The sequence below is a fragment of the Streptomyces turgidiscabies Car8 genome, assembly GCF_000331005.1.
GTDB classification, from domain to species: domain Bacteria; phylum Actinomycetota; class Actinomycetes; order Streptomycetales; family Streptomycetaceae; genus Streptomyces; species Streptomyces turgidiscabies.
Genome location: NZ_AEJB01000504.1, coordinates 1 through 1641 on the forward strand (window position 1 = coordinate 1; position 1641 = coordinate 1641).

Genomic DNA, 1641 nt, shown 5'->3' on the forward strand with positions numbered 1-1641 from the left:
CGCCGAAGTGCTCCAGGGAAACGATGCGACCCGCGTCCCCGACGTACTTGTGCCAGGTGAGGCCGATACCGGCCTCGACCGCGACGCGCGCCTTGACGGACGGGAGCAGAACGCTCTCCCGGTACCCCTGGTCCTGCTCCTCGAACCACTCCACACACGGCATCGACACGACGCGTGTCGGTACTCCCTCCGCCTGGAGCTGCTCGCGGGCGCCGACGGCCACGTGGACCTCGGAGCCGGTCGCGATGAGGATGACCTCGGGCGTGCCGCCCTCGGCGTCGAAGAGGACGTAACCGCCCTTGGCCGCGTCCTCGTCGGCCTCGTACGTCGGCACGCCCTGGCGGGTCAGCGCGAGACCGTGCGGGGCGCCCTTGCCGAAGACCTTCGTCCAGCGCTTGAGGATCTCGCGCCAGGCGATGGCCGTCTCGTTGGCGTCGGCCGGGCGCACCACGTTCAGGCCCGGGATGGCGCGCAGCGACGCGATGTGCTCGACCGGCTGGTGCGTCGGGCCGTCCTCGCCGAGACCGATGGAGTCGTGCGTCCACACGTACGTCACCGGAACGTGCATCAGCGCGGACAGCCGCACCGCGTTGCGCATGTAGTCGGAGAAGACGAGGAACGTACCGCCGTAGACACGGGTGTTGCCGTGCAGGGCGATGCCGTTCATCTCGGCGGCCATCGAGTGCTCGCGGATACCGAAGTGGATCGTGCGCCCGTACGGGTCCGCCTCCGGCAGCGGGTTGCCCTTCGGGAGGAAGGAGGACGTCTTGTCGATGGTCGTGTTGTTCGAGCCGGCCAGGTCGGCCGAGCCGCCCCACAGCTCCGGGATGACCGCGCCCAGCGCCTGCAGGACCTTGCCGGACGCGGCACGGGTGGCGACACCCTTGCCCGCCTCGAAGACCGGGAGCTTCTCCTCCCAGCCGCCCGGCAGTTCACCCGCGGCGATGCGGTCGAACTCGGCGGCGCGCCCGGCGTTGCTGTTGCGCCACTCCTGGAACGACTTCTCCCACTCCGCCCTGGCCTGACGGCCGCGCTCCAGCGCCTCGCGGGTGTGGTCAAGGACGGCGTCCGAAACCTCGAAGGACTGCTCCGGGTCGAAGCCGAGGACCCGCTTGGTGGCCGCCACCTCGTCGTCGCCGAGGGCCGAGCCGTGCGCGGCCTCGGTGTTCTGGGCGTTCGGGGCGGGCCAGGCGATGATCGAGCGCATCGCGATGAACGACGGCCTGTCGGTGACCTGCTTGGCGGCCTGCACGGCGTTGTAGATGGCGTGCGGGTCGAGGTCACCGTCCGGCTTCGGGGCGATCCGCTGCACATGCCAGCCGTACGCCTCGTACCGCTTGACGACGTCCTCGGAGACGGCCGTCTCGGTGTCGCCCTCGATCGAGATGTGGTTGTCGTCCCACAACAGGACCAGGTTGCCGAGCTTCTGGTGGCCGGCCAGCGAGGACGCCTCCGCGGAGATGCCCTCCTGCAGGCAGCCGTCACCGGCGATCGCGAAGATGAAGTGGTCGAACGGCGACTCCCCCACGGGGGCCTGCGGGTCGAACAGACCGCGCTCGTAACGGGCGGCCATCGCCATGCCCACAGCGTTGGCGACACCCTGGCCCAGCGGACCCGTCGTCGTCTCCACGCCCGTCGTGT

The 1641-nt window shown here is 70.2% G+C and carries 1 protein-coding gene; it reads right to left on the minus strand.

Annotated features, from left to right (window positions below; genetic code table 11):
• A partial coding sequence (locus STRTUCAR8_RS36010; protein WP_044473490.1) for a transketolase family protein occupies positions 1–1641 on the minus strand: 1641 nt, incomplete at both ends.